General features: G+C 71.3%; 29 protein-coding genes and 1 pseudogene. 17 read left to right on the plus strand and 13 right to left on the minus strand.

Annotated features, from left to right (window positions below; translation table 11 throughout):
* From AFL01nite_RS15305 to cls, 9 genes are all read left to right on the plus strand, one after another.
* Positions 1-399: hypothetical protein (locus AFL01nite_RS15305; protein WP_186813866.1), on the plus strand; the 399-nt coding region annotated here is incomplete at its 5' end.
* Between the two features lie 42 nt (positions 400-441).
* Positions 442-927 (plus strand): DoxX family protein, encoded by a 486-nt coding sequence (locus AFL01nite_RS07695; RefSeq protein WP_146827101.1) that lies wholly within the window; start codon positions 442-444, stop codon positions 925-927.
* The gene (gene aroA / locus AFL01nite_RS07700; RefSeq protein ID WP_146827102.1) at positions 924-2,186 is read left to right on the plus strand and encodes a 3-phosphoshikimate 1-carboxyvinyltransferase; all 1,263 of its coding nucleotides are present in this window, start codon (positions 924-926) and stop codon (positions 2,184-2,186) included. The genes AFL01nite_RS07695 and aroA overlap by 4 nt, the downstream gene beginning before the upstream one ends.
* A complete protein-coding gene (gene rsgA, locus AFL01nite_RS07705) occupies positions 2,183-3,160 on the plus strand; it encodes a ribosome small subunit-dependent GTPase A (RefSeq protein WP_146827103.1) in 978 nt (325 codons plus the stop codon). The genes aroA and rsgA overlap by 4 nt, the downstream gene beginning before the upstream one ends.
* Before the next feature lie 34 nt (positions 3,161-3,194).
* A complete protein-coding gene (hisN, locus tag AFL01nite_RS07710) occupies positions 3,195-4,085 on the plus strand; it encodes a histidinol-phosphatase (protein WP_146827104.1) in 891 nt (296 codons plus the stop codon).
* 115 nt (positions 4,086-4,200) lie between these two features.
* Entirely contained in the window at positions 4,201-4,587 is a 387-nt protein-coding gene (locus AFL01nite_RS07715) for a CBS domain-containing protein (protein WP_307724458.1), read from the plus strand.
* 111 nt (positions 4,588-4,698) lie between these two features.
* Positions 4,699-5,289: a PadR family transcriptional regulator gene (locus AFL01nite_RS07720; protein ID WP_222593443.1), complete on the plus strand. Its 591-nt coding sequence runs from the start codon at positions 4,699-4,701 to the stop codon at positions 5,287-5,289.
* On the plus strand, positions 5,279-5,683 hold the full coding sequence (gene arfB, locus AFL01nite_RS07725) for an alternative ribosome rescue aminoacyl-tRNA hydrolase ArfB (protein WP_146827107.1): 405 nt from the start codon (positions 5,279-5,281) through the stop codon (positions 5,681-5,683). The genes AFL01nite_RS07720 and arfB overlap by 11 nt, the downstream gene beginning before the upstream one ends.
* A 41-nt stretch (positions 5,684-5,724) precedes the next feature.
* Entirely contained in the window at positions 5,725-7,188 is a 1,464-nt protein-coding gene (gene cls, locus AFL01nite_RS07730) for a cardiolipin synthase (protein ID WP_146827108.1), read from the plus strand.
* 4 nt (positions 7,189-7,192) lie between these two features.
* Here the strand turns inward: cls and AFL01nite_RS07735 are convergent, their stop codons facing one another.
* Together AFL01nite_RS07735 and AFL01nite_RS07740 are read right to left on the minus strand one after the other, a co-directional pair.
* Complete coding sequence (locus AFL01nite_RS07735) at positions 7,193-7,642, minus strand: CAP domain-containing protein (protein WP_146827109.1); 450 nt, start codon at positions 7,640-7,642, stop codon at positions 7,193-7,195.
* A gap of 47 nt (positions 7,643-7,689) precedes the next feature.
* The gene (locus AFL01nite_RS07740) at positions 7,690-8,007 is read right to left on the minus strand and encodes a hypothetical protein (protein WP_146827110.1); all 318 of its coding nucleotides are present in this window, start codon (positions 8,005-8,007) and stop codon (positions 7,690-7,692) included.
* 90 nt (positions 8,008-8,097) lie between these two features.
* Here AFL01nite_RS07740 and AFL01nite_RS15310 point away from each other — a divergent pair, with 90 nt between their 5' ends.
* Positions 8,098-8,262: a hypothetical protein gene (locus AFL01nite_RS15310; RefSeq protein ID WP_186813867.1), complete on the plus strand. Its 165-nt coding sequence runs from the start codon at positions 8,098-8,100 to the stop codon at positions 8,260-8,262.
* Positions 8,263-8,275: 13 nt separating this feature from the next.
* Here the strand turns inward: AFL01nite_RS15310 and AFL01nite_RS07745 are convergent, their stop codons facing one another.
* From AFL01nite_RS07745 to AFL01nite_RS07755, 3 genes are read right to left on the minus strand one after another with little or no spacing between them, the layout of a single operon-like run.
* On the minus strand, positions 8,276-8,977 hold the full coding sequence (locus tag AFL01nite_RS07745) for a VIT1/CCC1 transporter family protein (RefSeq protein ID WP_146827111.1): 702 nt from the start codon (positions 8,975-8,977) through the stop codon (positions 8,276-8,278).
* A gap of 52 nt (positions 8,978-9,029) precedes the next feature.
* On the minus strand, positions 9,030-9,521 hold the full coding sequence (locus AFL01nite_RS07750; RefSeq protein WP_146827112.1) for a DUF456 domain-containing protein: 492 nt from the start codon (positions 9,519-9,521) through the stop codon (positions 9,030-9,032).
* On the minus strand, positions 9,518-10,669 hold the full coding sequence (locus tag AFL01nite_RS07755) for an acyl-CoA dehydrogenase family protein (protein ID WP_146827113.1): 1,152 nt from the start codon (positions 10,667-10,669) through the stop codon (positions 9,518-9,520). Before AFL01nite_RS07755 ends, AFL01nite_RS07750 begins: the two co-directional genes overlap by 4 nt.
* Before the next feature lie 33 nt (positions 10,670-10,702).
* On the opposite strand from AFL01nite_RS07755, the gene AFL01nite_RS07760 reads away from it, so the two are divergent.
* A complete protein-coding gene (locus tag AFL01nite_RS07760) occupies positions 10,703-11,731 on the plus strand; it encodes a Gfo/Idh/MocA family protein (protein WP_146827114.1) in 1,029 nt (342 codons plus the stop codon).
* A 24-nt stretch (positions 11,732-11,755) separates the two neighbouring features.
* A complete protein-coding gene (locus AFL01nite_RS07765; RefSeq protein WP_146827115.1) occupies positions 11,756-13,393 on the plus strand; it encodes a lipase family protein in 1,638 nt (545 codons plus the stop codon).
* Positions 13,394-13,473: 80 nt separating this feature from the next.
* Here AFL01nite_RS07765 and AFL01nite_RS07770 read toward each other — a convergent pair whose 3' ends face one another.
* Complete coding sequence (locus AFL01nite_RS07770) at positions 13,474-13,848, minus strand: MarR family winged helix-turn-helix transcriptional regulator (protein WP_186813868.1); 375 nt, start codon at positions 13,846-13,848, stop codon at positions 13,474-13,476.
* A gap of 155 nt (positions 13,849-14,003) precedes the next feature.
* Between AFL01nite_RS07770 and AFL01nite_RS07775 the strand changes: the two genes are divergently transcribed.
* Positions 14,004-15,089 (plus strand): substrate-binding domain-containing protein, encoded by a 1,086-nt coding sequence (locus tag AFL01nite_RS07775; RefSeq protein ID WP_246119637.1) that lies wholly within the window; start codon positions 14,004-14,006, stop codon positions 15,087-15,089.
* Here AFL01nite_RS07775 and AFL01nite_RS07780 read toward each other — a convergent pair.
* The 4 genes from AFL01nite_RS07780 to AFL01nite_RS07795 are packed head-to-tail and all read right to left on the minus strand — an operon-like array spanning position 15,026 to position 18,489.
* Entirely contained in the window at positions 15,026-15,826 is an 801-nt protein-coding gene (locus tag AFL01nite_RS07780) for an urease accessory protein UreD (protein ID WP_146827118.1), read from the minus strand. The genes AFL01nite_RS07775 and AFL01nite_RS07780 overlap by 64 nt on opposite strands.
* Entirely contained in the window at positions 15,804-16,541 is a 738-nt protein-coding gene (gene ureG, locus AFL01nite_RS07785) for an urease accessory protein UreG (protein WP_146827119.1), read from the minus strand. The genes AFL01nite_RS07780 and ureG overlap by 23 nt, the downstream gene beginning before the upstream one ends.
* Entirely contained in the window at positions 16,534-17,193 is a 660-nt protein-coding gene (locus AFL01nite_RS07790) for an urease accessory UreF family protein (RefSeq protein ID WP_246119638.1), read from the minus strand. Before AFL01nite_RS07790 ends, ureG begins: the two co-directional genes overlap by 8 nt.
* Positions 17,194-17,199: 6 nt before the next feature.
* The gene (locus tag AFL01nite_RS07795; protein ID WP_246119639.1) at positions 17,200-18,489 is read right to left on the minus strand and encodes an urease subunit alpha; all 1,290 of its coding nucleotides are present in this window, start codon (positions 18,487-18,489) and stop codon (positions 17,200-17,202) included.
* Here AFL01nite_RS07795 and AFL01nite_RS07800 point away from each other — a divergent pair, their 5' ends adjacent.
* Together AFL01nite_RS07800 and AFL01nite_RS07805 are read left to right on the plus strand one after the other, a co-directional pair.
* A complete protein-coding gene (locus AFL01nite_RS07800; RefSeq protein ID WP_246119640.1) occupies positions 18,490-19,542 on the plus strand; it encodes an MMPL family transporter in 1,053 nt (350 codons plus the stop codon). It begins immediately after the preceding gene.
* Positions 19,543-20,502: 960 nt separating this feature from the next.
* Positions 20,503-21,057: a TetR/AcrR family transcriptional regulator gene (locus AFL01nite_RS07805; RefSeq protein ID WP_068111705.1), complete on the plus strand. Its 555-nt coding sequence runs from the start codon at positions 20,503-20,505 to the stop codon at positions 21,055-21,057.
* A 333-nt stretch (positions 21,058-21,390) separates the two neighbouring features.
* Here AFL01nite_RS07805 and AFL01nite_RS07810 read toward each other — a convergent pair whose 3' ends face one another.
* Entirely contained in the window at positions 21,391-21,870 is a 480-nt protein-coding gene (locus tag AFL01nite_RS07810; protein ID WP_068115057.1) for a PaaI family thioesterase, read from the minus strand.
* A gap of 5 nt (positions 21,871-21,875) precedes the next feature.
* Positions 21,876-22,502, minus strand: a complete 627-nt coding sequence (locus AFL01nite_RS07815; RefSeq protein WP_068111701.1) for a TetR/AcrR family transcriptional regulator — start codon at positions 22,500-22,502, stop codon at positions 21,876-21,878.
* A 199-nt stretch (positions 22,503-22,701) separates the two neighbouring features.
* On the opposite strand from AFL01nite_RS07815, the gene AFL01nite_RS07820 reads away from it, so the two are divergent.
* Positions 22,702-23,910, plus strand: coding sequence for a cytochrome P450 (locus tag AFL01nite_RS07820; protein WP_246119641.1), 1,209 nt, complete (start codon positions 22,702-22,704; stop codon positions 23,908-23,910).
* Positions 23,911-24,270: 360 nt separating this feature from the next.
* Complete coding sequence (locus AFL01nite_RS07825; protein WP_135268390.1) at positions 24,271-24,810, plus strand: hypothetical protein; 540 nt, start codon at positions 24,271-24,273, stop codon at positions 24,808-24,810.
* Positions 24,811-25,130: 320 nt separating this feature from the next.
* Here AFL01nite_RS07825 and AFL01nite_RS15710 read toward each other — a convergent pair.
* Positions 25,131-25,244 (minus strand): annotated as a pseudogene (locus AFL01nite_RS15710) (MerR family transcriptional regulator); the annotation flags it as partial.
* Between the last annotated feature and the right edge of the window lie 18 nt (positions 25,245-25,262).

The following is a 25,262-nucleotide window of genomic DNA, read 5'->3' on the forward strand; positions in this document are numbered from 1 at the left end:
ACCGAGCCCACGACGGAGCCCACCACCGAGCCCACGGTCGAACCGCCCGTGCCCGGTGACACCTCCGTCACGACGACCGCGACCGTCGGCAACCTCGGCTGGGACCTGCGCTATCCGGTGAGCTTCGCCTTCCGGGTCGGCCAGGACGTGCGCCCCGGCCAGACCGTCGGCGTCCGCGCCGTGTTCGACGGCGGCATCCGCGACTTCGCGATCGTGAGTTGGAGCGGGTCCGGCTGGACCTGCGAGGAGGGCGAGACCAGCAACGTCGTGTCCTGCGTGGCCTCCGTCCGCGCCGACCGCACCGTGGCGCCGCTCGTCATGAAGACGTTCCTGCTGCGTCCCCAGGGCGCCTACGCGGTCACCCTCGGCAGCGTCGTCACCCGCGGCACCTTCGGCTGAGCGTGGGTCGGCACCGGCACCGTCCTGCGGCATGATGAGGGCATGACTCTCCTGCGCGCGGTCGCCCGTCCGATGCTCGCCTCCATGTTCATCTCGGGCGGCGTGATGGCCCTGCGCAAGCCCGACGCCCTCGCGGCCAAGGCCCAGCCGATCGCCGACGTCCTGCGCAAGGCGGCGCCCCAGGCGAACCTCTCGGCCAGGAACCTCATCCGGCTGAACTCGGCCGTCCACGTCGCGGCGGGCGCGGCCCTGGCGACGGGCCACCTCCCCCGCACCTCGGCCCTCGTGCTGGCGGCCACCATGCCCGCCACGACCGTCGCCGGCCACCCGTTCTGGAACGAGACCGACCCGGTGGCGCGACGCAACCAGTTCACCCACTTCGTCAAGAACGTCTCGCTGACCGGCGGACTGCTGCTCTCCACGCTCGACCCCGACCCGCACAAGCCGTGGCTCGGCGCCCGGGCGAGGAACACGGCCTTGGCGGCCAAGGACTCGGTCGTCGACCAGATCGACGAGCTGCGGGGATGACGGTGGACTGGCACGCGCCTCGCCGGGAGCACCCGGCCGACGTCGACGTCCTGCTGCCCGGGTCGAAGTCCCAGACCAACCGGGCGCTGGTCCTGGCCGCCATCGCCGACGGCCCCTCGTCGATCCACCTGCCGCTCGCGGCGCGCGACACCGAGCTCATGGCGGCCGCCCTGGTCAGCCTCGGCGCGCGGATCGACCGCGACGGCGACACCTGGACGGTCACGCCGATCACTCCTGTCGAGGCCGCCGAGGTCGACTGCGGCCTCGCCGGCACCGTCATGCGCTTCGTCCCGCCGGTCGCCGCACTCGGCGCGGGCACCGTGCGGTTCGACGGCGACCCCCGGGCACGGGAGCGGCCGATGGGCACCACGATCTCCAGCCTGCGCGATCTCGGCGTCCGCATCGACGACGAGGGCACCGCGAGCCTGCCCTTCACCCTCCACGGCACCGGCGCGGTCCGTGGCGGTGCGCTGACGGTGGACGCGTCGGCGTCCAGCCAGTTCGTCTCGGCGCTGCTGCTGGTGGCCCCGCGCTTCGCGGAGGGACTCGACCTGCGCCACGCGGGCGGCCCGCTCCCCTCGCTGCCGCACGTCGCCATGACCGTCACCGAGCTGCGCCGGCGCGGCGTCGTCGTCGACGTGTCGGACGGTCGCTGGCAGGTCCACCCCGGCCCCGTGAAGGCACTCGACGTCACGATCGAGCCCGACCTCTCCAACGCGGGACCCTTCGTCGCCGCGGCCCTGGCCACGGCCGGCCGCGCGCGCGTGCGGCACTGGCCCGAGCAGACCGACCAGGCCGGCGACGCCTGGCGCGACCTGGCCGTCGCCTTCGGCGGACAGGTCGCCCGCGACGGCGCCGACCTCGTCGTCACCGGGCCCGAGCGCCTGCGCGGCGTCGACCTCGACCTGCACGACGTCGGCGAGCTGACGCCCGTCGTGGCCGCGCTGGCCGCCCTGGCCGACGGGCCCAGCACCCTGACCGGCATCGAGCACCTCCGCGGTCACGAGACCGACCGGCTGACCGCGCTGGCCACCGAGATCACCCGCCTCGGCGGGAACGTGGTCGAGCGCACCGACGGCCTCGTCATCACGCCCGCTCCCCTGCACGGGGGCGCGTTCGCGACGTACGACGACCACCGCATGGCGCACGCCGCCGCCGTCCTGGGCCTGCGGGTCGACGACCTCGTGGTCGAGAACATCGGCACGACGGCCAAGACCTACCCCGCCTTCGCCGACGACTGGGAACGGTCGGTGTCGTGAGGGACGAGGACGCCCAGTACGACCGGCCCCGGCGCCGCACCCGGCCCCGAACGAAGGACCGCCCGGACTACTCCGACGCCGTCGTCGCGATCGTCACCACCGTCGACCGCGGCCGCTACACCCTGCTGCTGGAGGACGGCACCGTCGTCACCGCGATGAAGTCGCGGCCGCTGGGCCGTCAGGGCGTCGTGGTCGGCGACGAGGTCCGCATCGTCGGCGACGTGTCGGGCGATCCCGGCAGCCTGGCCCGCATCGTCGAGGTGCTCGAGCGCCGCACCGTGCTGCGCCGCAGCGCGGACGACGACGACCCCATCGAGCGGGTCGTCGTCGCCAACGCCGACCAGCTCGTGATCGTCACCGCACTGGCCGACCCCCCGCCGCGGACGGGCCTGATCGACCGGTGCCTGGTCGCGGCCTACGATGCCGGCATGGACCCGGCCGTGTGCCTCACGAAGTCCGACCTGGCGTCCGCCGACGAGATCCTGGCCCAGCTCGAGCCGCTCGGCGTCCGCGTGGTCACCACCCGGATGGACGGCGAGCTCGACCACGTCCGCGACCTGCTGCGCGACCGCACGAGCGTGCTGATGGGCCACAGCGGCGTCGGCAAGTCGACGCTGGTCAACGCCCTGGTGCCCGATGCGCACCGCACGGTGAGCCACGTCAACGAGGTGACCGGGCGCGGCCGCCACACCTCGACCTCGGCCATGATCCTCGCGCTGCCGTTCGGCGGACGGATCGTCGACACCCCCGGCTTCCGCTCCTTCGGGCTGGCCCACGTCGACATCGAGCGGATCCTGCGGGCGTTCGCCGACCTCAACACGGCCGCGCGGGACTGCCCCCGGGGGTGCACGCACCTCGAGGCGGAGCCGGAGTGCGCCCTCGACGTGGCCGCCGAGACCGGCGAGATCGACCCCGCGCGACTGGCGTCGTTCCGCCGGATCATGGCCAGCCGCTCGCTGGCTGACGAGTACTGACCTGAGCGCGACGCCCAGACCGTAGGCTGAGCCCATGGCCAACCCGTACCTCGATGACCTGCGACTGGCCCACATCCTGGCCGACTCCGCCGACAACCTCAGCATGGACCGCTTCGGCGCCCTCGACCTCGAGGTCTCGACCAAGCCGGACATGACCTACGTGACGGAGTCCGACCGGGCCGTCGAGGACGCGATCCGTCGCACCCTCAAGACGTCGCGCGGTCGCGACATCGTGCTCGGCGAGGAGTCCGGCGAGACCGAGGGAACGGCCGAGAACGCCGAGCGGCGCTGGATCGTCGACCCGATCGACGGCACGTCGAACTTCGTCCGCGGCGTCCCGGTGTGGGCCACGCTGATCGCCCTGGAGGACGCCGGCGAGATCGTCGTCGGCTGCGTCTCGGCCCCCGCGCTCGGCCGTCGCTGGTGGGCGATGAAGGGCGACGGCGCGCACACCGGCAAGTCGTTCCGCCAGACGCGGCCGATCCAGGTCTCCGGGGTCCGTGAGCTCACGGCCGCGTCGCTGTCCTACTCCTCGGCGCCCAGCTGGGACCAGATCAACCGGCAGGGCGAGTTCGACGCGCTGATGCGCCAGTGCTGGCGGACGCGGGCCTACGGCGACTTCTGGTCGTACATGCTCGTCGCCGAGGGTGCCGTCGACATCGCCGCCGAGCCCGAGCTGAACCTGTGGGACATGGCTGCGCTGGACATCATCGTGCGCGAGGCCGGCGGCCAGTTCACGAGCCTGGCCGGCGAGCCCGGCCCGTGGGGCGCCAACGCCGTCGCCACGAACGGCCGGCTCCACGACTCCGTCATGGCCTACCTCGGCCACTTCCCCGACGACGAGCCGGCGTGGGCCGACGAGCCCGGCGACGACGGCGAGTTGGCGGACAACGTCACCCGCCTGCGATTCACGCGCGACGACTGAACCGCGAGATCGGCACCTGTGCGCCGGGTGTGATGCGGGCTACACTGCCGATCACAGTCGAGGAGGCTCGCCCATGCGCGTACGTGACGTTCTCACCGCCAAAGGCAGTTCGGTCGTGTTCACCATCGCCCCGGATGCGACGGTCGACGAGCTGCTCGACCGGTTGACCGAGTACAACATCGGAGCGCTGGTGGTCAGCCCGGACGGCCGGTCGATGGCGGGCATCGTGTCCGAGCGCGACGTGGTCCGCAAGCTGCGCGACGTCCCCGACCCCCGCGCGGCCACGGTCCAGCAGATCATGACAACCGACGTGCAGGTGTGCAGCCCGGAGGATTCGTTCGGCGCGTTGATGAGCGCCATGACCGAGCACCGCGTGCGGCACATCCCCGTGCTCGAGAACGAGGAGATCGTCGGCGTGCTCAGCATCGGCGACGCCGTGAAGTTCCGCATGGACCAGCTGGAGTTCGAGCGCGACCAGCTCACCCACTACGTCCAGAGCTGAGCTCCCCCCATGCCGGCGTGCCGGCCATCACGTTGTCGTCGATACGATTCCGATATATCGTTAATGCATCGACACCGCGGTGGTGTCGTCATGAAGCGAAAGGGGACGAGCATGCACAGCACTCCTCCCAAGCACGCCGGACAGCACCGGCACCCCCACCGGGCGCGTCGCGCCGGTGGACGCGACTTCGACTGGGACATGGGTCCCGGTCGCATGGGCCGCCCCGGACCTCGCGGTCCGCGCCGCGGCCGCAAGGGCGGCGACGTCCGCGCCGCAGCCCTCCTGCTGCTCGCCGAGGCCCCGGCCCACGGCTACCACCTGATCCAGCAGATCGCCGCCCGCAGCGAAGGCGCCTGGTCGCCGAGCCCCGGCTCGATCTACCCGGTCCTGCAGCAGCTCGAGGACGAGGGACTCATCGAGTTCGAGCGCGTCGACGGTCGCAAGACCGCGACCCTCACCGAGGCCGGCACGGCCTACGTCGAGGAGCACCGCGAGGCGCTCGGCGAGCCCTGGAACCCCGAGCAGCTGCGCCGCGGCGGCGACGCCGAGTCCGCCGCACTCGCCACGTCCCTTCGGACGCTGTCGGCGGCGGCCCGCCAGGTCATGACGGTCGGCACCCCGGCCCAGCAGACCAAGGCAGTCGAGATCGTCAGTGAGGCCAGGCGCCAGCTGTACGGCCTGCTCGCGGACGATGACGCCTGACGGACGCGTCCGGCTGCCCGAGTCGGAGCTGAGCTGGCGCTTCAGCCGCTCCTCCGGCCCGGGCGGCCAGCACGTCAACACGACCGAGACCCGCGTCGAGGTCCTCTGGTCCCCCGCCGACAGCACGGTGCTGTCGGACGACCAGAAGGCCCGGGTCGCCGCGCGCCTGCGCGGGCGACTCGTCGACGGCCGGGTCTCGGTCGTCGCGTCCACCCACCGGTCGCAGCTGCGCAACCGCGAGGACGCCTGGCGCCGGCTCGAGGAGCTCGTGGCCGAGGCGCTGCGACCCGTGAAGCGGCGGCGTCAGACCCGCCCCACCCGCGGATCGGTCGAGCGGCGGCTCGACGCGAAGAAGCGGCGCAGCCAGATCAAGCGCGACCGCCGCGACTGGTGACGCGTCCCGGTGCGGCGACCCGGCACCGATAGCCTGCGCGCATGGACTGGAGCACCGTCGTCTCCGTGGCCGCGGTCGTCGCCATCGTTGCCGTCAACATCGCCGCGATCGGCATCATCCCCGAGGGCCGGCGCCCCCAGACGGCCATGGCGTGGCTCATCCTCATCGTCTTCGCCCCGCTCGTCGGCCTGCTGGCCTTCCTGTTCTTCGGCAGTGCCCGCATCGGGCACCAGCGCCACCACCGGCTCACCTCCGCCAACGCGGTGATCGCCCGCGAGACCCAGGTGCTCGCCGCCGAGGTGCCGGCCGACGCACCCGACTACCTCGCCCCGATCGTGCGGCTCAACCATCGCCTGGCCTCGATGCCGCTGACCCGGGGCAACCACGTGGAGCTGCTCCCGGACTACCAGGAGTCGATCGACGAGATGATCGCCGCGATCGACGGCGCCACGGCCCGGGTGCACGTCGAGTTCTACATCATGGCGCTCGACGAGATGACGACCCCGTTCTTCGACGCCCTCGACCGAGCCACGGCGCGCGGGGTGACCGTGCGGGTCCTCTTCGACCACCTCGGGACGCGCGGCATCCCCGGGTACCGCGACCTGCGGAGGCGCCTGGCGACCTCGGACATCGACTGGCACCTGATGATGCCGTTGCTCCCGCTGCGGGGACGCTTCCGCCGTCCCGACCTGCGCAACCATCGCAAGCTCCTGGTGGTCGACGACGTCGTCGGGTTCACGGGGTCGCTCAACCTGACCCACCCCTCGTACAACAAGCCCCGGAACCTGGCCCGGGGTCGGGAATGGGTCGAGCTGTGGCTGCGCGTCGAGGGTCCGGTCGTGGCCACGATCGACGCGCTCTTCGCCGCGGACTGGGCTCTCGAGACGTCCGAGGTTCTCGACGTGCAGATGCACGAGGTCGACCAGACGCCGCACTCCCCGCGCGACACCGTCGACGTCTCGGTCCAGCTCGTGCCCAGCGGACCCGGCTTCGAGGCCGAGAACAACCTGCGGCTGTTCACCTCCCTGATCTACTGCGCTCAGGAGCGCATCTCGCTGACCAGCCCGTACTTCGTCCCGGACGAGACGCTGCTCTACGCCGTCACCACGGCGGCCCAGCGCGGTGTCGCGGTCGAGCTCTTCGTGAGCGAGGAGGCCGATCAGTTCATGGTCGGGCACGCGCAGGCCTCCTACTACCGCGAGCTGCTGGAGGCGGGCGTCCGGATCTGGCTGTACCCGGCGCCGTTCGTGCTGCACGCCAAGCACTTCAGCATCGACGACGACGTCGCCGTGGTGGGCACCAGCAACATGGACATGCGCTCGTTCGCCCTCAACTACGAGATGAGCCTGATGATCGCCGACCGCGAGGTCGTCCGACGGATCAGGACGGTCGAGGACTCCTACCGCGTCGTGTCACGTGAGCTGCTGCTCGACGCGTGGGAGCGTCGGCCCCGGCGCACCCGGTTCGTCGACAACGCGATGCGCTTGACCGCGACCCTGCAGTGAGCGGTCAGGCGGGCCGGCCGAAGACCTGCACGGTCCACGTGTGACCGCGGGCGTCCTTCGCGACGCCGATGCCCAGGCGGGTGTAGTTGCGGCTCAGCATGTTCTTGCGGTGACCGGGCGACTTCAGCCAGGCCCGGACGTTGCTCTTCGGCGTCGTGAAGCCGTGGGCCACGTTCTCCGCGACGGCCCGGTCGTTGCACGTGCGCAGGACCACCGACAGGTTCTGGTGGTACATCCGCTGCTGCTTCGCCATCCGGCGGGCCTGCCGCTGCGCGTACCGGTCGAGGCAGCGGTCCTTCTTGAGCGCCTTGCGGTCGCGGAACGTCCGGGACGCGTTCGTCTGCTGGTGCAGCTTCTTGTCGAAGGTGCTCGCGGACATGGCGACCGACGCCGGAGCGCTCGGGACGACGACGAGGGCGAGCGCAGTCAGGACCGCGGCGACGATGTGGCGCATGTTTCCAGTGTTACTGCAGCGCCCTCCAGGATCAAGCCGGCCCGGATTCAGGCGCCCGAGTAGCCGTTCAGCAGGGCGTAGAACACGGCGATCGCGACGCCGGCGGAGACGAGTCCGGCCACCGCGCCGACCGCGACCAGGTGACCCCGGCTCCGCGAGCCGTCCGACAGGCCCGGGACGAGCGACCACAGCAGCATGCCCGCCACGACCATGACGGCGACGAACAGCGGCAGGATCAGGTCCTCGTTGGCCTCGTCGAGCACGGCGGCCGTGGACGGGAAGAGGCCCAGTGCCAGCAGCACGAGGATCACGCCGACCGTGATGCGGCGATAGCCCCGGCGCTCCGGGGGCGACAACTGTTCCATGGGCCGAACCTACTGCGGAACGGGCGCCCCCCGCACCCTGCGCCACGTCGCCGCCTGGGGCAGGATCGGGAGGAGACAGAAGGAGGCGCCATGACCACGACCCCCGACGAGCCCCGACCGGACGTCGACCTCGAACCCGCCGCCGAGCCCGCCGACGCCGCCGAGCAGCAGCGTGACGCGTGGCAGAACGAGGACGAGCTGATCGTGCCCGACCCCGAGCGTCCGGTGCCGATCGACGAGGAGGAGGCGGAGTGAGACGACCTCCGGCCTAGACCATGCCGGACGTGTCCAGCAACTGCCCGATCGCGTACGTCAGGACCAGGGCCAGCGCACCGCCCACGACGAGGCGGACGGCGGCCCGAAGCTTCGGCCCACCGCCGATGTGGGCGGCGGTCGAGCCGGTGATCGCGAGCGCGATCATCACCGCCATGAAGGTCACGCCGACACGCCACTGCAGGTCGGTGAGCAGCATCGCGGCCAGCGGCAGCGCCCCGCCGAGCGTGAACGCGACCGCGGACGAGAACGCCGCGTGCCACGGGCTGACGAGGTCGTGCTCATCCAGTCCCAGCTCGACCTCGAGGTGCGCGGCGAGCGCATCGTGCTCGGTCATCTCGCCCGCCGCCCGGATCGCCGTGTCACGCGAGATGCCGCGCGCCTCGAGCATTCCCGCGAGTTCCTCCAGCTCGCCCTCGGGATCCTGGTGCAACTCGCGCTTCTCGATCGCGATGAGGTTGCGCTCGCTGTCGCGCTGACTGCTGACCGAGACGTACTCCCCCAGCGCCATCGACACGGCCCCGCCGACGAGTGCCGCAGCGCCGGCGGTGGCGATCGCGCTGGTGTCGTCCGTGGCACCGGCCACGCCGACGACGAGCGACGCGACGGAGACGATCCCGTCATTGGCGCCCAGCACGCCCGCGCGCAGCCAGTTCAGCTTCTGGGAGGTGACGCCCTCGTGGGGCTCGGTGCTCATGGCCACAGACTAGTGCCCACCGGGTGGACCCCGATGGTGGGCGGGGCCGACGTCAGACCCGGACGACGAGCACCGCACCGAGCCACGCCAGCGCGGTGACGAGCGCGAGCGCCAGCTCCACCAGGATCGAGATCCCGGTGGCCTTCATGGCGTGCCCGGTCGCCCGCCGGGCCGCCTGCGCGTCGCCGAGGCGCTGCAGCTCGGACAGGTACGTGCCCCCGATGAAGCCGATGAACAGTCCGACCACCGGGATGACGAAGAACCCGACGACGCCGAGCACCGCGCCGACGAGGAGGCTGCGGTTGGGCACGCCGCGACGCTGCAGGTACCGGCCCGCCAGCAGGTACTTGAGCACGATCCCGGCGACGGCCAGCACCACCGACAGCGCGGCCACCGTCCAGCCGAGGGTTCCACCGGTGACGGCACCCCACACCACGACCGCGAGGCCCACGACGAGGCCGCCCGGCACGATCTGGACGACCGCGCCGACGAGCCCGGCGACGATGACCAGGGCGATGAGGAGGTCGAAGACGAGGCTGCTCACGAGAACGCGCTGATTCCGGTCTCGGCCCGACCGATGATCAGCTTCTGGATCTGGCTCGTCCCCTCGTAAAGGGTCATGACCCGCGCGTCGCGCATGTACTTCTGCACCGGGTACTCGTCGACGTAGCCGTAGCCGCCGAAGACCTGGATCGCCAGGTTGGCGGCCTTCACCGCCGCCTCGGAGGCGAAGAGCTTGGCCTTGGACGCCTCGACGCTGAACCGCTCGCCCTTCTCGATCAGGTCGGCGGCCCGCCACGTCAGCAGGCGCGCGGCGTCGGCGTCGACCGACATCTCGGCGATCATGTCCTGCACCAGCTGGTACGAGGCGATCGGCCGGCCGAACTGCTCGCGCTGGGTGCTGTACTCGACCGACGCCTCGAGGCAGCCCTGGACGATCCCGACACAGCTGGCGGCGATGCCCACGCGGCCCTTGTCGAGCGCGGTCATCGCGATGCGGAACCCCTGTCCCTCCTCGCCGAGCAGCGCGTCGGACGGAACGCGCAGGTCGCTGAACGACAGCGCCGCGGTCGCCTGGCCGCGCAGACCGAGCTTGCCCTTGACCTCGGTGGCCTCGAACCCCGGCGTGTCCGTGGGGACGAGGAACGCCGAGACGCCCTTGGCGCCCGGCCCCCCGGTGCGGGCGAAGACGAGCGCCACGTCGGCCCAGGTGCCGTTCGTGATGAAGATCTTCGAGCCGTTGATGACCCAGTCGTCGCCCTCACGCACGGCGCGCGTCTTCAGGTTGCCGGCGTCGGAGCCGTTGTCGGGCTCGGTGAGGCCGAAGCAGCCCAGGGACGTGCCCGAGGAGATGCCGGGCAGCCAGCGCTGCTTCTGCTCCTCGGTGCCGAACTGCAGCACCGACTTGCCGAACAGGCCCGTCGAGACCGACACGATGCCGCGGATCGCCGAGTCGGCCCGGCCGAGCTCCTCCATCGCCAGGACGTAGGTGATGTAGTCGCCCCCGATGCCGCCGTACTCCTCGGGGATCGTCAGGCCCAAGAAGCCGATCTCGCCGAGCTTGGGGATGATCGCGGTGTCGACCGACTCCACGCGGTCCCACTCGGCGCGGTACGGGACGACCTCCTTGTCGAGGAACTCCCGGGCGAGCGATCGGAAACCGCGTTGGTCCTCGTTCAGCGTCAGATCCATGCCCCGATCCTGCCACCGACCTACGATGCTGGGATGGTCCTGCCCGCGCCGCGCACCCCCGATCCTCGTGAAGCCCCTCCCCTGCGCTGGGGGATCCTCGGTGCCGGAGGCATCGCGGCGGCCATGACGACGGCCCTGCTGGAGGGCACCCGTCAGCAGGTCGTCGCGGTCGGCTCCCGTGACCACGACCGCGCGCGCGCCTTCGCGGATCGCCTCGGCGTGGCGCGTGCGCACGGCTCCTACGAGGACCTGGTCGCCGACCCCGAGGTGGACGTGGTCTACGTCGCGACGCCGCACTCGGAGCATCGCGACCACGCGCTGCTGGCGATCGCGGCGGGCAAGCACGTGCTGGTCGAGAAGGCGTTCACCCGCAACGCGCGCGAGGCCGACGAGGTGCTCGCCGCCGCGGAGGCCGCCGGCGTGACGTGCCTCGAGGCCATGTGGTCGCGCTTCCTGCCGGGCTACGACGTGGTGCGCCGCGCGGTCGAGGAGGGCCTCGTCGGCAACATGCGCCTGATCGAGGCCGACCACGGCCAGCTGCTCTACCCGAACGGTCCCGCGCGCCTGGCCACCCCCGAGCTGGCCGGCGGCGCCCTGCTCGACCTCGGCGTCTACCCCCTGCACCTGGCCGCGATGCTCCTGCCCGACATCGCGTCGGTGCGCGCCGTCGGCACCCTCACGCCGCTCGGCGTCGACGAGCACGAGTCCGTGTCGCTGCGCGACGCGTCAGGTGCCGTCGCCGCCCTCACGGCGTGCATGTCGGCCACCACGCCCACCGTCGCCAGCATCGCCGGCACGCAGGCCCGACTCGACCTGGCCGGGCCGTTCTACCAGCCGACCGCGATCCGGCTGGTCGATCCCGCGGGGGTCACGCTCGACACCTGGGCCCCCGAGACGCCGGACGCCCACCTCGGACTGCGGTTCGAGGCGGCCGAGCTGGCCCGCTGTGTCGAGCAGGGTCGCCGCGAGTCGCCGCTGCTGCCGTGGACCGAGACCCGGCGCCTGATGGCCCTCATGGACGAGGTCCGCGCCCAGCTGGGCGTGGTGCTGCCCGACGAGTAGGTCGGCGCGTCTAGCGTGGTGGCGATGCGCCCCGACCGACCCCACCGCCGCGGCGCGCCCGTGCTGGTGGCCCTGTCGATCCTGGTCGGGGTCGTGCTGATCGTCCGGCCACTCAGCGCGATCGACGTCCTGCTGATCGTGACCCTGCCCGGGCTCGCCGTCGCGGGCGCCCACGAGCTGGTCACCGCCCACGCCCTGCGTGACCGGCTGATCGGCGCGGTCCTGCTGGGCGCGGCCGTCGTGCTCGCCCTCCAACCGGCCTGGGCCGTCCGCGTGCTCGTCACCGTGCTGGGGGCCGTGCTCGTCGGCGAGGGCATCGCCACCGTCCGGCGCCGCACCCGCACCGACGCCGCGCTCGGCACCGGCCAGGTGCTGCTGGGCGTGCTGGCGCTGGCCTGGCCCGACGTCTCGGTCTTCGTGCTCGGCGTCCTGCTCGGCGTGCGCCTGGTCCTGTTCGGGTTCCCACGGCTGGGCCGGGTCGTCCCCCGCCCCGTCACGGCGACCGTCGTGCTCGTGCTCGCGATCGCCCTGACCGGCTACACCGTCGGCGTCACGTGGACGGCCCCGCGGCCCGACCGGTTCTACACCGCCCCGCAGGACACGCCCCGCTCCCCCGGGCTGCTGCTGCGGGCCGAGCCCTTCACCACCGACGTGCCCGAGGGAGCCCGCGCGTGGCGCATCCTCTACAGCACGACCCGCGCCGGGGACGAGCCCACCGTGGCCAGCGCCCTCGTCGCGGCACCGCGCGAGGCGACCCGCCCCGCGGTGGTCGCGTGGGCCCACGGCACCACCGGCTTCGACCGCCGCTGCGCCCCCAGCCTGCGCACGAGGCGCACCATCGGCGCCGGGGGCATCGAAGCCGTGCGCGCGGCACTCGACGAAGGCTGGGCGATCGTCGCGCCCGACTACCCGGGCCTGGGCACGCGCGGCGTGCAGCCGTACCTGGTGGGATCGGGCGAGGCACGCTCGGTGCTCGACGCGGTACGCGCCGCTCGCCGCATCCCCGAGCTGGACCTGGCGCCGGACACCACCGTGTGGGGCCACTCCCAGGGCGGCCACGCCGCCCTGTGGACCGCGATGACCCAGCCCGACTACGCCCCGGACGTGCCGCTGGCCGGGGTCGCCGCGATCTCGCCGGTCAGCAGCCCGGTTACGTTCCTGCGCGACCTCCAGCGCCGCCCCGTCGGCACGATCTTCGTGGCGTACGCGCTGGCCGCGTACGCCGGCACGTACCCCGACGTCGAGGTCGGCGACCACGTGCGCGCCAGCGCGCGCATCCCGCTGCGGCAGATCGCCGACCGGTGCCTGCGCTCGCCCACCTCGGAGGTCTCGTTGGCGCAGGCCCGCGTGATGGCCGACCGGTTCGTGGCCAACTCGCTGTACGAGGGTGCGCTGGGGCGGCGGCTCAGCGAGAACGACGCCACCGGCGTCATGGAGGCACCGCTGCTGATCGCCCAGGGCGAGCGCGACCGCGTCGTCACGTTGGGCCTGCAGGACGCCTACGTGCGCGAGCGGTGCGCCGCGGGGCAGTCCCTGGACTACCGGACCTACGCCGGCCGCGGCCACGGCGACCTGCTGCGCGAGGAGTCGCCGTTCGTGGACGAGCTGCTCTCCTGGACCACCGACCGCTTCGCCGGCGAGCCCACCACCACGACCTGCTGACGCCCGCCGGTCCCCGGCGCGAGATGTGTAGCGGTGACCACGCGTTTCGGGCGGAAACGGCTCAATTCGGGTGGGTACCGCTACACATCTCGGTCGCCGGAGGCGACGAGAGGCGGGAGGACGGCGCGGGACTCGGCGTCGTGGAGGAGGGCCGCGAGTCGCTCGCCGAGGGTCGAGAGGGCGACGGCGGCCCGGCGACGGTCATCGGGGTCGATGCGGCGGATCACGAGCGCGCGCTCGACGAGCCGGTCGACGTGGCGGGTCAGCGAGGCGGCGGGCAGCACGGCGAACTCGGCCAGCTCGGTCATGCGCAGGCCGGGCCGCTCGCGCAGCGCGGACAGCACCTGCCACTGCTCGAAGGTGAGCCGCTCGGCAGCCAGGACGGGCTCGACCGCACGGCGCAGCGCCTGCTCGGCCTGCTTGAGCCGCAGGGTCGCGCTCTCGGGTCCTGACACGGTGTCGCCTCCTGCGCCCACGGTACTGCCATCTGGAAGCATCCGCGGCCCCCATGAGCGCTCCCGAGGTGACGTCCTCGTTACGTCGTGTCACCGCCGCGTGACGATTCGTCACAGCCATGGGAGACGGCCCCGGACTGGCCCACACTGGCCGGGTGGTCCCTGCCCCCGCCGCTCCCGGAGCCCCGCGCGTGCGCGTGGCGTTCGTGGTGCCGTTGCAGGGCCCGACGGGGATCTACGGCCCCTCGTGCCTGGCCTGCGGCGAGCTCGCGGTCGAGCAGCTCAACGCCCACGACGGCATCGCCGGCCGTGAGGTCGAGCTGGTCGTGGTGGACGGCGGCCGCCACCCCGAGGTCGTGGCCGCCGAGGTCGACGCGCTCGTCACGTCGGGCGCGGTCGACGTCGTGGCCGGCTGGCACATCTCCGCGGTCCGGCAGGCCATCACCCGGCGGGTCGGCGGCCGCGTCGCCTACGCCTACGCCGCGATGCACGAGGGCCGCGACGACACCCCCGGCGTCTTCATGCTCGGCGAGCGGCCGATCAACCAGCTGCTGCCCGCCGCGCACTGGATGCGCGAGCAGCTCGGCGTCGGCCGCTGGGCGGTGGTCGGCAACGACTACGTCTTCCCGCGCGTCACCGGGGCGACGACCCGGCTGGCGCTGCAGGACACCGACTCCCGCGTCGTCACCGAGCGGTACGTCCCCCTGGGGACCACCGACTTCTCGCTCGTCCTGCAGGAGCTGCGCCACACCGAGATCGACGGCGTCGTCATGCTGCTGATGGGTCAGGACGCGGTGCACTTCAACCGCCAGTTCGCCCGCGAGGGACTCGACGACCGGCTGGTCCGCCTCAGCCCCGCGGTGGAGGAGAACACGCTGCTCGCCGGCGGCGCCGACGCCCATCACGACCTGTTCGCCGCGGCCGCGTACTTCGACGGGCTGGACACCGTCGAGAGCAACGAGCTGGCGCGTGCCTACGCGCAGCGCTTCGGCCCGTGGGCACCGGCGCTCAACGCCGTCGGCGAGTCCTGCTACGAGGCGATCTGGTTCCTCGGCCGGCTCGGCCGGCACTGCGGCGGCATCGACCTGGCGTCGGTGTCGTCCTTCGGGTCGGGCAGCTTCTACGACGGTCCGCGCGGCCTGATGCGGCTCGACGGCAACCTGCTCGACCAGGACGTCTACCTGGCCAGCGCCGACGGGCTGGAGTTCCAGGTCGAGGCGCAGATCTCGCGCATCAGCTGACGGGCGGCGCGCCACGACCGGTCGGGCACGGCCACGTGCGCGGCGTCGGCCAGCCGCCGCACCACCGTGCCCTCGGCCTCGAGGTCCAGGCGCGTTCCGTCGTCCGTCGCGGGAAGCCGCGCGCCCAGCACCGTGACGGTGCCCATCACCCGCGCACCGCCGAGCGCGAGGTCCCCGAACGCAGCGCCGACCGCCAGCGACTCGGCCAGCACCGGGGTGCCGTTGGGCCCGGTGGCGTCGAAGTCCTGGCACAGCTCGCCCGGACGCTCGCCGTGGCGGCCGAGCACGAGGACCTCGCGCAACGCGAGCCGGGCGTCCCAGGCCAGCTCGACGGTCGTGCGCCGGTCGACGCGCGCACCCTCCGAGACGACGAACGGCTCGCCGGCCCACACCAGCGACGACGCCGGCGCGAGGTGGATCGTGACGTCCCACGAGGCCCGCCCGCCGTCGCTCATCGCGTACGCCACCGTCCCCGCGGGCTCGACGAGCTCGAGCCGCGCGCCGGCCCCGACGACGACCTCGATCACGACCGCGTCGCCCGAGAGCAGCAGCGCCCCTTCGGGCACGAGCGACACCCGGGCGCCGTCGTCGTCCGAGCTCAGCAGCATCGGGCGCACCCGTGGCCGGTCGGCCGGACCCGAGCACGACAGCCGTACCTCGCACCGCCCGCCGCGGACGGGCCGGTGGACCTCGATTCGGGTCAGGCTCGCCCCGTCACGCGTGGACGTGGTCGTCATGGGCGCCGTCGTGCGCGTGCGCCGTGCCGTCGGCGTGGAAGTGCGCGGCCATCGGGCCCGGGTCGGCGGGGACGAGCGTGCCGGCCCGGTGCACCGCCAGCTGCCCCAGCAGCCAGTCCGTCAGCGCCGCGACCGAGGCGGCGTCCTGCCGCGACAGCGCGATGACCGGCCGGCCGTCGCGCACGGCACCGGCGTCGGCGACCATCTGCTCGGCGTCGACGCCGACGTGCGGCGCGAGATCGGTCTTGTTCACCACGAGCAGGTCGGCCCGGGTGATGCCGGGTCCGCCCTTGCGCGCCACGTCGCCGCCGCCCGCGACGTCGATGAGGAAGATCTGCGTGTCCACCAGTGCCGGCGAGAACGTGGCCGTCAGGTTGTCCCCGCCGGACTCGACGAGCACCAGGTCCAGTGGAGCGAAGTCCTCCTCCAGCTCCTCGACGGCGAGCAGGTTCGCGGTGATGTCGTCGCGGATGGCGGTGTGCGGGCAGGCGCCCGTCTCGACCGCGCGGATCCGCTCGGGGTCGAGCACGCCGGCGGAGCGCAGGAAGCGCGCGTCCTCGTCGGTGTAGATGTCGTTCGTGACCACGGCGATCTGCAGTGACGCGGCCAGCTGGGCGCAGACCAGGGCGATGAGCGAGCTCTTGCCGGTCCCGACGGGTCCGCAGACGCCGACCCGCAGGGCGCGGCCGGAGGGGTGGATGGGTGTGTCAGGCACTGAACAGTCTCCTCGTGGTGGTGGCGTGGCTCTCGGCCCACGCCTCGATGCGGGGCGCCCCGGCGGCGGGGATGTCGCCGGGGGTGGTCAGGGGGGCGACGTCGGCGGCGAGCCGGTCGACGGCGGGCAGGGCCGCCAGGACCCAGCCCGCGACCTTGGCCGGGTCGAGCGGCAGCAGCTTCAGCGCCGCGGCGCCCACCGTCTGCACGTCGTCGTAGCCGACGAGCCGGGCCAGGGCGGCCGCGTCCAGCCCCGCGGCGTCGGCGGCGGCCGCCAGGACGACCGCGCGGGAGGCACCACGGCGGAGCGAGGCGATCCCCCGGTGGTCGGGCCACAGCCGCGAGGCCAGCCGCAGCAGGGCACGGCCCATCGTGCGGGACGTGGCGCGCATGGCCGCGCTCGGCGTGCGCGCCGCCCAGGCGAGCTCGACCGCGTCGAGGGCGAGCCCGTGCCGCAGGTGGTGCAGCGCCACGACCGCGGTGGCGGCCTCGACCCGCGTGACTGTCGCCAGGCGCAGCGAGACGAACGCCGGCACGTCCGCCGCCGCCAGGCCCGATGCGACCGCCGGCTCGAGCTGGGCCGACTGCGTGTGCCCGGCCGTGGGCAGGCGCGCGTCGGCGAGCAGCATGAGCAGCAGGTCGGGGGACGTCACGGCGACTCAGAAGAGGGAGTACAGCTGGGTCAGGGGCAGGGACTCGGCCGGCTTCGGCTCGACCAGCTCGCCGTCGACGTGGATCGAGAAGCTCTCGGGGTCGACCGTGATGTCCGGCACGGCGTCGTTGTGCACCATCTGGGCCTTGCCGACGTCGCGGGTGGGCTTGAGCCCGACGAGCCGCCGCTGCAGGCCGAGCTCGGCAGCGAGCCCCGCATCGATCGCCGACGGCGCCACGAAGGTGACGGCATGGTCGGCCCCGTTGGCGGTGTCGACCAGCGCGGGCCGCATGAGCTGGGGCTGGGGCGTCGGGATCGAGGCGTTCGGGTCGCCGAGCGATCCCCAGACCAGCGCCCCGGCCTTGAGCACGACCTCGGGCCGGAAGCCGAAGAACCGCGGGTCCCACAGCACGAGGTCGGCGAGCTTGCCCGGCTCGACCGAGCCGATCTCGTCGTCCAGGCCGTGGGCGACGGCGGGGTTGATCGTGTACTTGGCGACGTACCGCTTGGCGCGGACGTTGTCGGCGCGGCCGCCGAGCGACCCGTACCGGTCCTTCATCACGTGGGCGACCTGCCACGTCCGGGTGACGACCTCGCCGATGCGGCCCATCGCCTGCGCGTCGGACGACGTGATCGACAGGGCACCGAGGTCGTGCAGCAGGTCCTCGGCGGCGATCGTGGTGGCGCGGATCCGCGACTCGGCGAAGGCCAGGTCCTCGGGCACGCGCGGGTTCAGGTGGTGGCAGACCATGAGCATGTCGAGGTGCTCGGCGACGGTGTTCACGGTGTGCGGCAGGGTCGGGTTCGTCGAGCCCGGGATGACGTGCGGCAGCGACGCGATCGACAGGATGTCGGGGGCGTGCCCGCCCCCGGCGCCCTCGGCGTGGAAGGCGTGGATCGAGCGCCCGGCGATGGCTCCGACCGTCGACTCCAGATAGCCGGCCTCGTTGAGGGAGTCCGAGTGCAGCGCCACCTGCAGGCCGTGCTCGTCGGCGGCGCGCAGGGCCGCGTCGATCGCGGCCGGCGTCGAGCCCCAGTCCTCGTGCACCTTGTAGCTGCCGGCGCCGGCCAGCGCCTGCTCGGCCAGCGCGGGCGCGGACACCGTGTTGCCCTTGCCCATCAGCAGGACGTTGAGCGGCAGCGAGTCGAGCGCCCGGTGGATCGTGCGCAGGTGCCACGCGCCCGGCGTGACCGTGGTGGCCTTCGAGCCCTCCGAGGGCCCGGTGCCGCCGCCGCCCACCGTGGTGATGCCGCTGGAGAGCGCCTCGACGAGCTGCGAGCGCGACAGGAAGTGCACGTGGATGTCGATCGCCCCGGCGGCGCGAACCAGGACACCGCCGCCCGGCAGAGCTACGAGGCAGTCTCGCAAGGCTTCGGCGAGGGATTCAACGGTCCCCTACTCGTCACCGCAGAACCCACCGGCACCGCCGGCCGCGTCACACCCGAGCTGACCGCGAAACTGATCGCCGACCTCCAGGACCGAGACGACATCGTGCTGGCCGCCCCGGTCGGCGTCAACGAAGCCGGCGACCTGGCCGTGTTCAGCGTCATCCCCACTTCCGGCCCGAGCGACGAGGTCACCAGCGACCTGGTGACTTCGCTGCGCGAGCCCGACAACGCGATCGCCGGCGACAATGAGGTACAGTTGGGCGTAACTGGGTTCACCGCCATCGGCATCGACATGTCCGACAAGCTCGCCGACGTCCTTCCGCTCTACCTCGGCATCATCATCGCGCTTTCCGTGCTGATCCTGATGCTGGTCTTCCGCTCGGTAGTCGTCCCGATCAAGGCCACAGCCGGCTTCCTGCTCAGCATCCTGGCCACCTTCGGCGCCACCACTGCCGTCTTCCAGTGGGGCTGGCTCAGCAGCCTCTTCGGGTTCGACACCGGGGGGCCGCTGATGAGTTTCATGCCGATCATCGTCACCGGCATCCTCTATGGACTGGCCATGGACTACGAGGTCTTCCTGGTCTCCTCAATGCGCGAGGCACACATCCACGGTGAGGGAGCACGGCAGAGCGTCGTCCACGGGTTCGACCAAGCCAGCCGGGTCGTCGTCGCAGCCGCCATCATCATGGTCGCGGTCTTCTCCGGCTTCATCTTCAGCCACGACATCATGATCAAGCAGATCGGCTTTGCCCTCGCCGCTGGCATCCTTATCGACGCCTTCGTCGTCCGGCTGACGCTCGTCCCGGCGCTCATGGCCGTCTTCAACGAGCGAGCATGGTGGCTGCCCCGCTGGCTCGACCGCGTGCTGCCAGACCTCGACATCGAGGGGGACAAACTGCTCACGATGCTCAACGAGGAGGCTGAGGCTCCGGGTCGTCAACACCTCGAGGTCCGCAACTGAAGTAGGCGAAGCTTCCAGAGTCGAACGTCGGGCGATGTTTCAGGAGCCGCCCCAGACCTACGGCGTCTGCCAGCCTCTCTGAACGTGGGCGGCCATCGGCCCTTTGGCTCGACAGTCAGCCTGGACCGCTCCGCGAGTCACACAAGCGCAGCTCCGTTAGTGCCAGCTCGCTGCGCGGAAAGCGCTCAACGTCGCTGCTGGGGTTGATGGAGTTGCTTGGTGGCCGCCATCGCCGGGCCCCCGGACGGGGTGTCTGGGCCCGCCCATCAGCGATGAGTTAGCGAACGGCTGACCGAGGGCGTCCGGCGCGATGGAGGTTGGCTTACCGCCGGGGCGCGCCTGGGCGCCTCCACGTGCGAAACCGCGCGGGACGAGAAGGAACATCGTGGGGGCAGGCTGGACCGCGTTCGCGCAGGTACTCCTCGAGGTCGCCCAGCCCTCGGGCGATATCCCTGCGCAGCTTGCGTTCGGCAACGAACCGGAGGCGCGGAGGCGGATGCTCGCGAACCCACGCGGTGTACATGAACTGGCCCATGCACCAGCATGAGCCGAACGCGATGCTGCCAGCCACCAGCGTCCACAACACGACTGCCAACGCATCCCACAACGCGCTTCCCAGCTGTTGCCATGCCGGCCCGTACGGATCTCCGTACCTCACTTCGTTCACCTCCACCCCTAGCGGCGAGCCGGGCCTCACGATCACCCCAGCCACAGTGGCACAGCCCACGGTACGCCGAAATACATAGGAGGAACAGGGTAGATTCGGGAAGCGCGCTATCGAGCCTTGTCAGCGTCGATTCGGCTCCGCCGGCGATCCCCGGGACGGAGAGGCGACGCCAGCATCCACACTGAGCACGGAGTGAGTTGTGTATGGAGCAACCTTCTGGCCGAACAAAGACCCCCGGGACGGCAACGCCCAGGCTCAGCCCGGGAGGTTCAGGACGCCGACCGGGGCACAGCGTGACACGCGAGCAGATAGCTCGGGCCGCTCGCGAGCAGTTCGCCGCCGGCGGCTACGACCGCGTGACCATGAGGTCAATCGCGGCACAGGCAGGCGTCGATGCCGCCCTGGTGGCATACTTCTTCGGCTCGAAACGGGAGCTCTTCGACGAGGTGACCGTCCTCTCTTTCGATTCGGCCGCGTTGAGGGCTCAGCTCCTCGACGGCGACTCCAGGGACGTCGGCGAGCGCCTAGCCAGGTGCCTGATCGAAGCCCTCGATGAAGCAGGCCGGCGGCAGCGTATCCTCGCAATCATCCGCACCGCCGGGGTCGAAGCCGACACTGCCCGCATGATTCGGGACAAGTTCACGACGGGGGTGCTGGAACCGATCGTGTCCCAGCTCGGAGCCGGGCAGGCACCATTGCGCGCCGTGCTCGTCATGTCGCAGATCCTGGGCATTGCCGTGGCTCGCCACGTCGTCGGACTCGAAGATCTGACCTCGGCAAGCCAAGACGAGCTGGTGGCCGCGTTTGCTCCTACGTTGCAGCGCTACCTGGTCGGCAACATCTCCTGACACGGCGTCCGTCTGCCCGCGGACACTCGGCCCTATCTTCGACCCGCGTCGGCTTGCAGCCTGCCCACCGCCACCCGTGGGTCGCGGCGCCTGCGCAGGCGTCCCCGGCTATGGCGCAAGAGACAGAGCAGGATTCCCCCTCGGCTAGCGGTATGGGTGCTACATGCAACAAAAAGCGGAGGGCGAGCTGGTCTCGGTGGAGACAATCGAGCAGGAGCTGACGTTGTTGGTGCGTGGCGCCCAGAAGGTGCACTTGCGCGGCGGGATCGAGCGGCCCCCACGAGCGCGGCTCGGAACCCTCTGGTCCGGAAGAACGGCGCCGGACTGTCTGCGTCAGATTGGCAAGCCCTGGTTGAAGTGGGTCACGTCCACAGAAAGGAAGAGGGCCGAGGCGGAGGCGACACGTGACCCTCCGAGCTGCTTCATGTCGGCTTCCATGAAGAGTTTGCGCCCTTCTGTGCGGGTGACCCTGGCGGCGAGGTCGTAGGTAGTGCCGAGGATGACCGGTGAGTCGTAGAGCACCTCGAGCTTCCGGGTCACCGCAGGACCGCCCGTGAGGTAGAGCAGGAACCCGAAGAGGTCGTCGAAAACGGTTGCTACGGCACCGCCGTGGGCGATCCCGGGTGCGCCCACGTGACGTTCATCGAAGACGTGGGTCGCGTGCACCTCCTCTCCTCGACGATTGACGGTGAGGTGGTGGCCGTGCGGGTTGTCGGGTCCACAGGCGAGGCAGAGGGTGTGGTGCGGGGGAAGTTGAGCACCATCAGCGTGCAGCCGGAACTTCTCGTTCCAGCTGGCGAGGAGCTCCTCCATGCTGCTCACAGCGGGTCACCCCGCCGCTGGTCGCGACTGCCAGGTGTCGCGAGACCGTCGAGGACCAGCTCGGTGATCGCGGCGGAGAACCGTGCTGCGTCGGCGGACGGGTCGGCGGAGGGCCCCTCGACGGCCGCGCTGAGGCCAGCGACGGTGATGGCACCGAAGACGCTCAAGGCCACGGCTGCCGGGTCGGCGACCTGGCGCAGGGACCCGTCGGAGACACCGTCAGCCAATAGTTGCTCGATCGGTTCGTAGAAGGCAGTCCGCAGTGCCGCCGCCAACTCGGGCAGCCGGGTCGCGCGTCCGAGGTCGCCGACCAGTGCCCGGCACAAGGACGGGTGCTCGAGCATCACGCCCAGCTGCGCCAGCACAGCCGCCTCGAGTCGGGTCCGCGCGTTCTCCTCACTCGTGACCGCAACACCGACGGCTCCGGCGATCATGTCCAACAGGTCGCCGAGGAGAAACTCCAGCACGGCATTCTTGCCGTCGAGGTGGTAGTAGATCGTGGCCTTGGGGATGCCCGTGGCTTCGGCGATGTCTTCGATCTTGGTGCCGTCCAGACCGCGCTCCGCGATCAGCTCCGCCGCCCCGTAGAGCTGACTGGCCAACTTCGCCGGAAGCTTCCTCATCCCACACGTCTCCGTTCGGGTGCCGTCGATCTCGGTGAGGTCGCGGGTCTCGACCTATGCGACATCGTATGTTGTACTCACAGTACAAACCAAGAGTTCAGAAGATGACGCGGCCCACCGAGCGACGGTCGGTGGGCGGCACGGTCGTCGCCCCCGCCCACTGTCCGTACTCGACATCGATCACAGCCGAGGGCTGCGGATGAAGGAGCGACCGCGAAGGAGATGTTCGATGAGCGATCAGCCACTGACCTACAGCCCGTTCGACGCCGAGGTGATAGCTGACCCCTATCCCGTCTACCGAGAGCTGCGGGCCAACTCCCCGGCCCACTGGTCGCGCGAGGCCAACTCGTGGGTACTCAGCCGGTACGACGACGTCTCCGCCGCCCTGGCCGACCCGGCGACGTACTCCTCAGCGTCGGGCATCTTCCCAACCCCACCCGGGGTCGACATGACGGAACTGTTCCTGCCGATGCTCATCATGAGCGATCCACCCCGGCACACCCAGCTGCGCCAGATCGTCAGTCGAGCCTTCACCCCGCGTCGCATCGCAGCGCTCGAGCCGCACATCGAGACCTTGGTCAAGGACCTCCTCGACCAAACTCCGGAGGCAGGCAATTGGGAGTTCGTCTCCGGGTTCGCCGGCCCGCTTCCCGCCATCGTCATCGCGGACATGCTCGGCGTTCCGCGTGACGACCGTGATCAGTTCCGGGCATGGTCCACCACGCTGATCCAGTCGAATCCTGTCCGAGGAGAGTTCGGCGCCGGGCTGGATGCCGCCGCCGCGCTCTACGAGTACTTCACAGCCTTCCTCGCCGAGCGACGCGCGCACCCTCAAGACGACCTCATGACGGCACTCGTCCAGGCCGAAGTCGACGGCGAGTACCTCAGCGAAGAAGAGCTGCTCGGGTTCTGCCTACTGCTGCTCGTCGCCGGGCACGAGACCACCACCAACCTACTCTCCAACAGCGCCGTGGTGCTCGCCCAGCACCCCGATGTCCGACAGCAGCTGGCGGACGACCCAGAACTCGTGCCGGCCGCGGTCGAGGAACTACTTCGCTTCGACTCACCCGTCCAGGGCCTCGCGCGAACCCTCACCGCGCCGGTGGAGCTGCACGGGGAAAGCATGCAGACCGGTGACACGGTGCTGCTTCTCTTCGGTTCGGCCAACCGCGACGATCACGCCTTTCCCCACGCAGACCGCTTCGACGTCAACCGGCACCCCGAACGACAGGTTGCCTTCGGACGCGGCATCCACTTCTGCCTCGGCGCATCCTTGGCCCGCCTCGAAGCACGCATCGCTCTCCAGACACTGCTGACTCGCCGTCCTGACTGGGACGTCGACCTCGACGCGGCCGTCAGGCTCCACTCCGGCCCGATCCGGGGCTACATCTCGCTGCCCATGCAGTAGACGCCCAACGCGGAACGGACGACATACGAGACGATCCGCGATCGACCCGCACCGTGTCCTCGACACCGAGGACGTCGCAGACGCTCCGCTGGCTCCTGGCACGGGTCGTCCACCGCAGAGCCGAGCCAAGCACCTACGGCGACCTCCAAGACTGGGAGGGCACGGTCATCGAGGGCTGCGGCATGCCGTCGAGACGCTCCGGGAATGCTGTGGTCACGACCCTGTGCGAACGTCAACTTCGCCGCCGTTTCGTCACGGTCTGGTCGACCACTCCGCCGGTCCGCACACGCGCGAGTGCGGACTCCTGTCCCGGTCCGAGGACGTCCGCTGACCAGTAGCCGCGCGGGTACCCTGAGACGCATGCCCTACCGTCGCTGGACCCGGCTCGGGATAGTCGCCGTGGCCAGCCACCTCGGCTACGAGCTAGCCGTCGGGGTCGGGGTGCCGGGTGCCCCGCGGATCGGCGTGCGGCCCGCCGTCGCGGGGTACGCCCTGGCGACCGCCGGCGCCTACCGGACCGCCGGTCGTCTCCCTGGCCCGCGCGGAGACCGTAGGTTCGCGGCCGCGAACGGGCTGTTCGCGGCCGCGGTGATCTCGCACTATGCGAGCTGGCCGCGGGCGACCTGGCACGGACTCCCCTGGCTGGTGGAGTGCGAGGGGATCGAGGGCGTGTTGATCGTTCCCTACAACATGGTGCTCCAGGTGTCGGCCGTGGCCGTCGTGGGCGGACTGGTCGAGAACCTCAGCGCCTGGCCGTGGGCGCTCGCGGCCGGCCTCGTCGCCGTACCGGCACTGCGCTGGCTGACACCGCGCGAGTACGACCGTCTGCTGGCGCAAGCGGCCGCCCAGCCGGGCTGGTGGAACCGGCGGCTGGCAATCCGGATGCGAAGCGGCAGCTAAGAAGGCATGGGCACCGACAGATACCAAGCAGTCACGGACGGCACGGTTCATGAGCTCACGCGTACGGGCACGCTTCTGCGGGTCGAGGCCGGGTCGGCTCGCGACGAGGTCGGGAAGACCTGGTCGAGGATCTAGTCCATCCCCTCCGCCTGGACGAGCCCGTCTCGGCCAATGCCCATCAGCGAGTCCCGGAGATGCTCGGGTAGAGCACGTCTGCGTCGCAGAGGACGACGAACAGCACCGTCAAGCACGCCCTTCTCCTGGTCAGTCCGTCGGCGGCGTCGCGGGGCGGCCCCTGTTCATCACGGCCATGTAGACCATCAGGGGCTGGCCTTGATCCGGCGGTGCTTGCCGACCTTGCGGTACTCGTGGTCGCCGGCGGCGAGCAGACCGATGAGGCAGGGCCGGCTGACGTTGAGGAGCTCTGCGGCCTGCTGGGTGGCGAGCTCGAC

Source organism: Aeromicrobium flavum (assembly GCF_007992115.1).
Taxonomy (GTDB): domain Bacteria; phylum Actinomycetota; class Actinomycetes; order Propionibacteriales; family Nocardioidaceae; genus Aeromicrobium; species Aeromicrobium flavum.

What these genes read in the sequence shown, in the direction of transcription:
- AFL01nite_RS07695 (WP_146827101.1), top strand. Translation starts at nt 442, where the DNA reads ATGACTCTCCTGCGCGCGGTCGCCCGTCCGATGCTCGCCTCCATGTTC.
- aroA (WP_146827102.1), top strand. Translation starts at nt 924, where the DNA reads ATGACGGTGGACTGGCACGCGCCTCGCCGGGAGCACCCGGCCGACGTC.
- hisN (WP_146827104.1), top strand. Translation starts at nt 3,195, where the DNA reads ATGGCCAACCCGTACCTCGATGACCTGCGACTGGCCCACATCCTGGCC.
- AFL01nite_RS07720 (WP_222593443.1), top strand. Translation starts at nt 4,699, where the DNA reads ATGCACAGCACTCCTCCCAAGCACGCCGGACAGCACCGGCACCCCCAC.
- arfB (WP_146827107.1), top strand. Translation starts at nt 5,279, where the DNA reads ATGACGCCTGACGGACGCGTCCGGCTGCCCGAGTCGGAGCTGAGCTGG.
- cls (WP_146827108.1), top strand. Translation starts at nt 5,725, where the DNA reads ATGGACTGGAGCACCGTCGTCTCCGTGGCCGCGGTCGTCGCCATCGTT.
- AFL01nite_RS07735 (WP_146827109.1), bottom strand. Translation starts at nt 7,642, where the DNA reads ATGCGCCACATCGTCGCCGCGGTCCTGACTGCGCTCGCCCTCGTCGTC.
- AFL01nite_RS07740 (WP_146827110.1), bottom strand. Translation starts at nt 8,007, where the DNA reads ATGGAACAGTTGTCGCCCCCGGAGCGCCGGGGCTATCGCCGCATCACG.
- AFL01nite_RS15310 (WP_186813867.1), top strand. Translation starts at nt 8,098, where the DNA reads ATGACCACGACCCCCGACGAGCCCCGACCGGACGTCGACCTCGAACCC.
- AFL01nite_RS07745 (WP_146827111.1), bottom strand. Translation starts at nt 8,977, where the DNA reads ATGAGCACCGAGCCCCACGAGGGCGTCACCTCCCAGAAGCTGAACTGG.
- AFL01nite_RS07755 (WP_146827113.1), bottom strand. Translation starts at nt 10,669, where the DNA reads ATGGATCTGACGCTGAACGAGGACCAACGCGGTTTCCGATCGCTCGCC.
- AFL01nite_RS07760 (WP_146827114.1), top strand. Translation starts at nt 10,703, where the DNA reads ATGGTCCTGCCCGCGCCGCGCACCCCCGATCCTCGTGAAGCCCCTCCC.
- AFL01nite_RS07765 (WP_146827115.1), top strand. Translation starts at nt 11,756, where the DNA reads ATGCGCCCCGACCGACCCCACCGCCGCGGCGCGCCCGTGCTGGTGGCC.
- AFL01nite_RS07780 (WP_146827118.1), bottom strand. Translation starts at nt 15,826, where the DNA reads ATGACGACCACGTCCACGCGTGACGGGGCGAGCCTGACCCGAATCGAG.
- AFL01nite_RS07810 (WP_068115057.1), bottom strand. Translation starts at nt 21,870, where the DNA reads ATGGAGGAGCTCCTCGCCAGCTGGAACGAGAAGTTCCGGCTGCACGCT.
- AFL01nite_RS07815 (WP_068111701.1), bottom strand. Translation starts at nt 22,502, where the DNA reads ATGAGGAAGCTTCCGGCGAAGTTGGCCAGTCAGCTCTACGGGGCGGCG.
- AFL01nite_RS07820 (WP_246119641.1), top strand. Translation starts at nt 22,702, where the DNA reads ATGAAGGAGCGACCGCGAAGGAGATGTTCGATGAGCGATCAGCCACTG.
- AFL01nite_RS07825 (WP_135268390.1), top strand. Translation starts at nt 24,271, where the DNA reads ATGCCCTACCGTCGCTGGACCCGGCTCGGGATAGTCGCCGTGGCCAGC.